The organism is Thermoplasmata archaeon (assembly GCA_036395115.1).
Classification (GTDB): domain Archaea; phylum Thermoplasmatota; class Thermoplasmata; order RBG-16-68-12; family RBG-16-68-12; genus RBG-16-68-12.
Map to the genome: position 1 here is coordinate 110795 of DASWDU010000049.1, position 8408 is coordinate 119202.

Consider the following 8408-nt stretch of genomic DNA (forward strand, 5'->3'; position numbering starts at 1 on the left):
TGCCAGATCCTAGTGCAGCACGAGCCCCGTGGCGGCCACAGTACGCCCGCGTACCTCAGCAGGAGACGGTCCCATTTGCGCGCACCACACACCACGTGACCCAGGTTGATTCGGGGCAAGCCTAATAAATCCCGACGTCTCCGAGTCATGGCATATCCTAATGCGCCGAAGGCCCCCATCGCCGAGCGACGTGGCGTCGAAGTCGATCCAAGGGCTCACAGAACTTGTCGTCGCACTCGAAGGAAGAGTCGAACGGGTCCTCTCTCGGAATCGGTATTTTGGAGTGCTTGTCCTTCTCCTGACCGTCGTATTCTTTGCGCGCTTCGCATCGATTGCCCTGTCCGTCCCAACAGTCGGTCCGGACTATGGTCACTATCTGATTGCGGCGAACTGGTATGCAGGCGCGGACCGGAGTGGCGAGGGGCCCTTCGACCCTCCGTTCGTGCCGATGCTCGTGCTTGCGTTGGCCCCTTTGGTCGGAAGGATCCCCGCGCTCCAGATCCTAGGGGCGGCGGCACTGGTCTCGCTCTTCCCGGCGGCGGTCTACTTCATGAGCAAGTTCGTGCCACGTTGGGCCGCCCTGCTCGGCTCAGCCGTTTTCGTTCAATGGCAGACGTTCGTGGAGTTCATCACCTTCGGCGGCGTCACGAACCTGTTCGGCATCGCGTTCAGCCTCGTCTTGTTTCGCCTACTCTATGAGACGCTGGATGAACCAGTCCGAGGCTGGCGTCCGCGGCGCAAGGATGTCGTGGCCTCTGCCGTCCTTTTCCTTATCGTCTCGACGCACCACTTCACCGCTCTTCTCGTCGGCGCCACGCTCCTCGTCTGGATTTCGTTCCACCTCCTGCTGCGGACGAGAGATCGCCATGCGAGCGGATGGACGGCGATTCGGGTTGTGGCGCTCGGTGCCCTGCCGAGTCTCCTTTACGTCCCGTACCTCCTTTCCCTCGTAGCAGCGGATATCGGCGGGGGATTCGGGCAGCCGACCCCACTCGGGACCCTTTCGTTTGCGATCGTGTATCCGTGGCGCGTCACCACTGAGGTCTGGATTGCGTTCCTGATCCTCGCGCTCTTGGCCGTCACGCGGTTCGGACCGTCCTCTCCTCTTTTGCCCGTCGTCAGTGCGCTCTCGCTGACTCCTCTTGTCCTCGAAATGACCATTCTCGCATCGCATCCGGTGCGGACCCTATTCTTCTTGGAGTTTCCACTGGTGTTCCTCGCGCTCGTCTGGTCCGTCCGGGGAGCACCAGCGAAGTCGTTCGGGCTCCGTTCCGGAACCCCTCATGCACTCGGCGAGGCGATCTGTGTCGGAGTGTTCGTGGTCGCCCTCCTCGTGCTCCCAAGTTCGGGCGCTGCTCTGCAGATTGAAGGAATGAGCTACTCGCATCAGTTCATGACCGTCCAGACGCTCCAAGCGTTCGACTGGATCGCGAGGAACACCCCTCCGACCTCCGTCTTCGCGGTCGATGCAATTGAATCACCGGCTTTCAACGATCGATGGATGGGCATGGCCACCGGGTGGTGGCTCGAGGGCTACGCGGACCGCAAGGCAATCTACGAGGCAAATCCACCTCTACTTTCGTCCCTTCCAAAATGGGAGGATGCCCGGGACGCAAACCGCCTCTTCGCCGGGGACACCATCTTCGAAGACGGGCTCCTTCGGGTCGCAGACGGGTTCCCATTCGACGATGGGGCGGCCCCGAAGGTTTACACGGGGTATTTTCAAGACTATCGCGAGTTTGTCGGCTTCGCAGTGCCACGGCTTGTCAACACGAGCACAGGACAGGCCTTCACGTTGGTCCTTGGAGCCGATCCGAATTTCGGCCGAGGGTTGGAGGGCGGCGTCGGCTGGGTCACGGGTAACTACTCCGGCCCGGGATTCACAGGTTCTCGTTCGACCCTGTATAGCCATCAAAACGAGACGGTGACGCTCGAACTCACGTTGAGCTTCAATCCGAACGCGGCGTGGAACGCCGTGGAGATGACGATCAGACTCCCGTCGTGGACCCTTGTGGACTTGGGTTCTATGGGCCAAGGCGTCATCGGCTGTCGCGTGCCGGACATGTTTGGCTACCAGACGCAGGTCGGACGAATCACGTTCGCAACCACGAACCTGAGTGTCTCGTCCCAAGTCTCACAACTTGGGACCCCGGGCGAGGGCGGAATCGGCCTCCGCTGGAATTCCGAAGGCTCATTCATGAAGCTCGATGCGACCGTGGCGCTGACGCAGCTCTCGTCCTTGGGGACCGCGCCTCACCCTCCGTTCATGCGGACCTCCACGCAGATCCTCGCAGACCATTCGATTGGTTTTCTCTTCATCACAGCGCAATCTGCCTCGAACATCCAGAGGTTCGATCGCCAGGCTGTACGATTCTCGCGGGTGTTCACGAACTCCGCCGCGGTCGTCTTTCGCGTAGGCTGATTCGTGATGCGGTAAACACCGTCAGCTCCAATCGGTCACCATGCAGCTCGAGGTCGCCAGCACAGTAACCGCGTAACCGGGCTCATAGGTGGAAATGCCCCGACAATCCCGTAAAGTCATTCATCGCGTCTCTCGAGTTCTGCCAGGAACAGGTACCCCCACTCGTTGAATGGAGCCTTGTCGGCAAGACGGTCCTCGAGCAACCCTGCGATTCGTGAGATAGGTCCTACGCGATCATACTCAACGGCTAGGTTCCAGGGTGGCAGTAGGATTTGTAACCCTTCGAGGCGACGCAGTGCGAACCCCCCGTTGAAAAACCGAAGAAAAGCGCGAGGGGAGTAAAACCGCGTCGGGATCACGTAGTTTCGCTGGGACGGGTGGCAAGTGATCGGCACAGGGACATCATGTCCTAGTCGACGGAACGCTTTCCTGGGCCTGAGGACTAGCGGATAGAATAGTATCTCGAAGAGCGAAGCTTGGTTGACCACTGAGCAAATGAACTTCCCCCCAGGCCGCAACAAACGTGCCATCTGTTGAGCGATGACTGGGAGTCGTGGTTCGAAATTGAGAACACCTCCGTGAGAATATGCACCGTCGAACGATCCTTCGCCAAACTCCTGAACGAGAGTTCCGACATCATGGGCAGGCATTCTCCTACATGCCAGGTTCCTCAGTCCTGCGTCGTAAGCTCGTTTCTGTAGTAGATCTACCATCCTTTGAGAGATATCTGTTGCGAGCACTTCGACGCCGAAGGCCGCCAAGGCCAACGCTTCAATTCCCGTGCCCGATCCTATTTCCAGGACACGGAAACCTGGTCTAAAAGCGCTCAGCAAAGCGGACTGCATTCGCTTGCGAAGTCGGTTGTTTATCGAGTTCTCTAGTTCCACATCGTCATAGATGTCGGAAATCAGGTCGTAACCGTGCGCGACAAGGCTGTAGTATTCTGAAGTGGGGCCGAATGAAGGCAGCCTCATTCTCAGTCGCCGTCAAGGATGGGTGGCCATCCTCCGTCTGTGGTTGCGTTCTCGGGGTGACATTCAAAATGGGCTCCGATCGAAGTATGCTGGATAGACGGGCCGCACCTGCGCCAGACGTGTGCCCCTGGGCGATCGGCCATTTTTAGAGTCCTCTGGCACCATACATCGCGGTGATTAGGTCCATGGTCTCCCCGATGTCGTAGCCCGCCTTTGCAACAATCCGATCGCGGGTCATGATTCTCCGGTAACCGACGAGTGGTCGCGAGAGAAAGAAGAGGTGGGAATATTTCCTGGTGGTCAGTGCGACGAGTAGTCCATTCTTCTCAATGAGAATTTTTACGGGGTAACGTTCCGATATTACCTTCCCAGCTCGACCTTGGGTCATCCGCAAGTTGCCTCCAGACATTCGTCAGTTGAGTCTATCCGATGTCGCGATTTTCAACTCCTGGTGCCATCAATCTTGGAATACCTCGTAAGGGTACTTGACTCGTTGCAAGAACTCGAGGCGCTCCACCGCGTCCTTGTTGCGCGACTTCAGCCGATGGGCAAACTCGTATGCGCATCTCGTTGCCGCCCGGCTCAATCGGTCCACAATCGAGAGAAACCGCGGATGCACTGAGACTCGCAAGATGAATCGCCCGACTAGGCTGGGTTCGGGCCGGTCGTTCCCCGCGAAGAGTTTTTGGCTGAGTTGCGGGAAGTGTTGAAAAATCCACTCATTTTTCGTGAGCATTTTAGCGAAAAATTCGTCACCTACGAGAGGATTACAATGGAGAAGTTCGAAGGCAAGCCCCTGGTCCTGCCGCGCGAAAGGGGTTGCTTCCGAGTGACTCCAGATGACGTTTATGCAGATCAGCTTTCGGAATCCTCGGGACCGCCACCTCAAGAGGGCAGCCTTGAGGCCGATGGCAAGGGCGACTCCGTAGACAAGGTACTTCGTGCCGTCACGGGTGAAGAGGTCGAAGTCAACGTCATCCCCATTTGTGTAGCCTCCCGAAGCGGCAGATCCCGAGAGAGCGACGCAGTCCACGACCGGACAAGCCCGGATTAGGTCATGCGCGAATTCCTTCGCGACAGACAATGCTTCGCCATTTTGGAGGTGGTGACTCGCAACCCTCGACCTTGATTTGGCGACCAGTCGCTGATTTCCGTGCAAATAGACGAAGCCATCCATGATGGACATCGCGGTCGATTCTCGAGCCAATGTCAGAACCTGTGATGGATCAACAGAACCGCCCAGGAGTTCGGCCGCGAGCGTGTCGACGGAAGGTGCGTAACCCCACTGGTGCATCAGGGCGAGTGTGTCCAGTGCCCGTTTAGCAAAGTCGTTACTGCCGAGTGACGGAACGCTATCAGCCAGGCTCGACTGCAGATTGCTCCCCACTCGCCGTTACTACTCTGATAGTATAAACCTTTCCCAACAAGTTGAATCCTTCCTGCGCTGCTTGGTCGGGCGAGTGGTCTACGAGGGGTTCAACAAATCGGACAGCAGAAGGAGACGCCGCACCCGCTCGTCGAGCGGGGGATAGCGGCTGAAAACGCCTCGCCCGGGTCCGAGGATGCTGAGGCCCCAGGACGGTTTCGGTGGGGGTCCTCGGGTCGCGATTTTCAGGAGGGCCGAGGCGAGGGACGCGGGCTTACCCGTCGACCGGCTGCCCATCTCGTCCGCGAGGTATTCGCGCTCCCGGTGGACGGCCGGGTCGAAGAATTTGCTGAACGGGTCGAAGAACAGGATCTGCGACAGGACGCGGGAGAACACTTTGAACTCCGCGTCGTGGTGTTTCAGGTGCATCATCTCGTGAGCGACCACTGTCTCGACTTCCTCGCGGTCGAGGAGCGAGACGAGCCCGCGGGACACGAGGATCGTCCGCTCGGGCCCCCCGACTGCCATCGCAAGCGCGCGGTCCGATTCGACCATTCGGACTTGGGCGTGTGGAACGCCTTCGAATTCGCCGAGGACCTTCACAAAGTGCGAGAGCCAAGCCTGGTCCTCGCGGAGTTCGCGTGGAGAGAGCTTCCGGAGCACCGCGGCGTTTCCGTATTTCCAGACGATGGAGGAAACCACCGCCGAGGCGGCAATTCCTCCGACCACGGCCCCGAGCACGGCCCAAGGGACGCCATTTCGCGCATACGCCACCATCCGGGCCTGCGAGACGCAGAGGACGAGGCTCCCGGCCACGAACGCCCAGAAGAAAATCGACAGAGCGTACAGTCCGGTCAGGAGGCTCACACGCAGCTTCGCATTGCGGCTGTTCGTGAGGAAGACGTACAGTAAGGTGCCCATCGAGGCGAGACAGACCGTGACCACGGACAGCGAGAGGGGTGAACGCCAGTATGCCTGGAGGGCCTCGCCGATGATCTCGAAGAAGCTAGCCATCCCGCTTCTCCCTGGATTGCCGTTTCTCGACCTCCGTCCTCAGCGATCCGAGCTGATCCTTCGGAAGGGAGGATGGATTCTCGAGCAGGTAGGAGACGGCCGCCCCGCCGAAGGTGTTCAGCACGCGATCGATCATCGCGGCCATCGCCTTTCGATAGGCCCGGCCCTCTTTCAACCGGTAGTAGATTTTCTTCTCGCTCTCCTTCCGAATCGCGATGAGGTCCTTGTCGACGAGCCGGTAGAGAGTCGTCGTCACGCTCGTGTACGCGACATCGCGTGTCTTCCGCACTTCGTCGTAGATTACGCCCGACGTCGCCGGCCCTAGGTTCCGGACAGCACGGAGCACTGCCAACTCGAGGTCGCCAAGCTCCATACGAATACTAGAACGATAGTAATCTAGTTAAAGCTTGCCCACGACGGCCAAGCCTCGAAGGCAGGCCCGCCGGAGGCTCACGCTAGCGCGCCGGCCTGCGTCGCCAGCTCCGTGAACCGCTTCGAGAGAATGTCGAGCCCCGCGACCAGGACGGCCTTCGAGGTGAGCGATCCGTCCGTCTCGAACTCCAGCACGATCCGCCTCGGGTCGTTGCCCACCTTGACCGAATCGACCTTGTACTGCTCGGCGAACTTCTTGCACGTCGCGCAGTCCGACGCCAGCTCGACCGTCTCTTCCTCCCCGGTCGCGGTCGACTGCATGTGGCTCTCGCAGAACGGGACGTCCGGATCGAGGGGGTCGAGCGCCTTGCCGCCCGCCTTCAGGATCGGGTAGTACCGATAGCCGACGCCGTGGGTCGCCTGCCACTTCGCGTGGTCCTTGCCCGTTCCGAGGACGGCGGTCGCGTAGATGAGCATCGCCTGGCCGTCCCCGAGCTTGACGATCGGGATGGCCGCGTCCGTCGGCTTCAGCTTCGCGTCCCCGATCGGCTCGAGGTCCGCCGACGTCACGAGGCCGGGACCGCGCTTGTTGACGGAGTATATGATCGTGCAGTTCGGGCAGCCTTCGCCGTGGCACGTCGGACAGTCCTCCCGGCGGTTGTACAGGCCGAGGTCCGTCGGGATCGGGATCAGGCCGAGCCGATGCGAGATCATCTCGTCGAAGAGCGGGCTCACGCTCTCGTATTCCTTGCCGTCCTCCGCCCGGATCGGCCCGAGGTGGAACTCGACGTCCTCGATCGCCATCTTGGGAACGTCGGCCACGAGGACGCGCCGGATCGCGTTCGCGAACGTCGGCTCCGTCTCCTCGAGGAGGAGCCGCATCGCGTCCGGCGCCTGCGACAGCACGCGGATCTTCATCTCACACCCTCCGACCGCGCCGTCCGCCCTTCGCCTTCGTGCCGTCGTGGGGCACCGGCGTCACTTCCTCGATCCGGCCGATCCGCAGGCCGGCGCGGGAGAGGGCGCGGATTGCGGCTTGCGCGCCCGGGCCCGGCGACTTCGACTTGTTTCCGCCCGGCGCGCGCACGCGCACGTGGATCGAGTCGATGCCTTTCTCCTTCGCGGCGTCGGCCACGCGCTCGGCCGCCTTCATCGCGGCGTACGGCGACGCCTCGTCCTTCGCCGCCTTGACCACCATGCCGCCTGTTGCCTTCGTGATCGTCTCCGATCCCGTGATGTCCGTGAGGGTGATGATGATGTTGTTGTACGACGCGAAGATGTGGGCGACACCCCAACGCGGCACGCTCAAGCCTCCTTCGCCGGATCCGATCCGGGCGGCCCGGGCTCGGCGGGCTCCTCGCCTTCCTCCGCCCCTTCCGCCACGGCGGGAGCGGAGATCTGGCCCGTCTGCCGCACGGGGTGGAGGTCGCTCGAGATCGGGGAGCGCTCGTCGTACGTGATCCCGCTCTCGTCCGTGCGGCTCACGAGGACGCCGGGGATCGTCACTCGCCTGCCGCCGATGGAGACGTGGCCGTGCACGATGAACTGCCGCGCCTGGCGCGGGGTGAAGGCGAGCCCCTTGAGGAACGTCAGCGTCTGCAGCCGACGCGACAGGATGGCCTCGACGTCGAGCGCCAGGACGTCGTCGAGGCTCGTGCCCTCGAGCGGCAACAGCCCGAGCCGGCCGAGACGACGGAGGAGCTGCTCCCTCTCCTTCTCCGCCTGCTTGTCCTTCTGCCGGACGCGCGCCTGCAGTTCCCTTGCTCGCTGACGGAATCGCCGCAGAACGTACTGGGATCGCCAGAGTTCCTTCTTGTTCTTCAGCCCATATTTCTTCAGGAGCTCGTTCTCCGCCTTGATGCGCTCGGCCTCCCACGGATGAGAAGGTCGCTCGTACTTCGCACGCGAGAACTTCGGGTCGCCCAACGACTCACACCTTGGCCGGTTCCTTCGTCTCTGCCTTCTTTTCTTCTTTCTTCTCTTCCTTCTTCCCGCCTTCCTCGGCTTTCTTCGCCTTGGCGGCTTCGAGGGCGGCCTTCTTCGTCACGCCGACCGTCAGGCCCGTGCGGCCGTTCGATCGGGTGCGCTGTCCGCGGACCTTCTGCCCGGTCTCGTGGCCGACGCCCCGATACGATCGGATCATCTTCATGCGGTTGATGTCGTCCCGGCGATGGATCTCGACGTCCGCGCCGAACGCGTGCAGGTCGAGGCCAGACTCCCAGTCCTTCGGCCGGTTCACCATCCAGTGCGGGAACGCTTC

Annotated in this window: 8 protein-coding genes; 1 reads left to right on the forward strand and 7 read right to left on the reverse strand. The window is 61.2% G+C overall.

The genetic code is table 11. The annotated features are described in order from the left end of the window. Positions 1 to 190 precede the first annotated feature (190 nt). On the forward strand, positions 191 to 2422 hold the full coding sequence (locus VF992_12180; protein HEX9341907.1) for a hypothetical protein: 2232 nt from the start codon (positions 191 to 193) through the stop codon (positions 2420 to 2422). A gap of 1431 nt (positions 2423 to 3853) precedes the next feature. Here VF992_12180 and VF992_12185 read toward each other — a convergent pair. From VF992_12185 to rpsM, 7 genes are all read right to left on the reverse strand, one after another. Beyond that, positions 3854 to 4783 (reverse strand): hypothetical protein, encoded by a 930-nt coding sequence (locus VF992_12185; GenBank protein HEX9341908.1) that lies wholly within the window; start codon positions 4781 to 4783, stop codon positions 3854 to 3856. A gap of 78 nt (positions 4784 to 4861) precedes the next feature. Then, a complete protein-coding gene (locus VF992_12190; protein HEX9341909.1) occupies positions 4862 to 5776 on the reverse strand; it encodes a M56 family metallopeptidase in 915 nt (304 codons plus the stop codon). Further along, positions 5769 to 6149, reverse strand: a complete 381-nt coding sequence (locus tag VF992_12195; protein ID HEX9341910.1) for a BlaI/MecI/CopY family transcriptional regulator — start codon at positions 6147 to 6149, stop codon at positions 5769 to 5771. Before VF992_12195 ends, VF992_12190 begins: the two co-directional genes overlap by 8 nt. Positions 6150 to 6226: 77 nt before the next feature. Then, the gene (locus VF992_12200) at positions 6227 to 7066 is read right to left on the reverse strand and encodes a DNA-directed RNA polymerase subunit D (GenBank protein ID HEX9341911.1); all 840 of its coding nucleotides are present in this window, start codon (positions 7064 to 7066) and stop codon (positions 6227 to 6229) included. Position 7067: 1 nt separating this feature from the next. Next, positions 7068 to 7478 carry a 30S ribosomal protein S11 gene (locus tag VF992_12205; protein HEX9341912.1) on the reverse strand — a complete coding sequence of 137 codons (411 nt, stop codon included), beginning with the start codon at positions 7476 to 7478 and terminating at the stop codon, positions 7068 to 7070. Then, positions 7454 to 8074, reverse strand: coding sequence for a 30S ribosomal protein S4 (locus VF992_12210; protein ID HEX9341913.1), 621 nt, complete (start codon positions 8072 to 8074; stop codon positions 7454 to 7456). The genes VF992_12205 and VF992_12210 overlap by 25 nt, the downstream gene beginning before the upstream one ends. A 4-nt stretch (positions 8075 to 8078) precedes the next feature. Then, positions 8079 to 8408 (reverse strand): 30S ribosomal protein S13 (rpsM, locus tag VF992_12215; protein HEX9341914.1); only part of this gene is annotated, 330 nt, incomplete at its 5' end.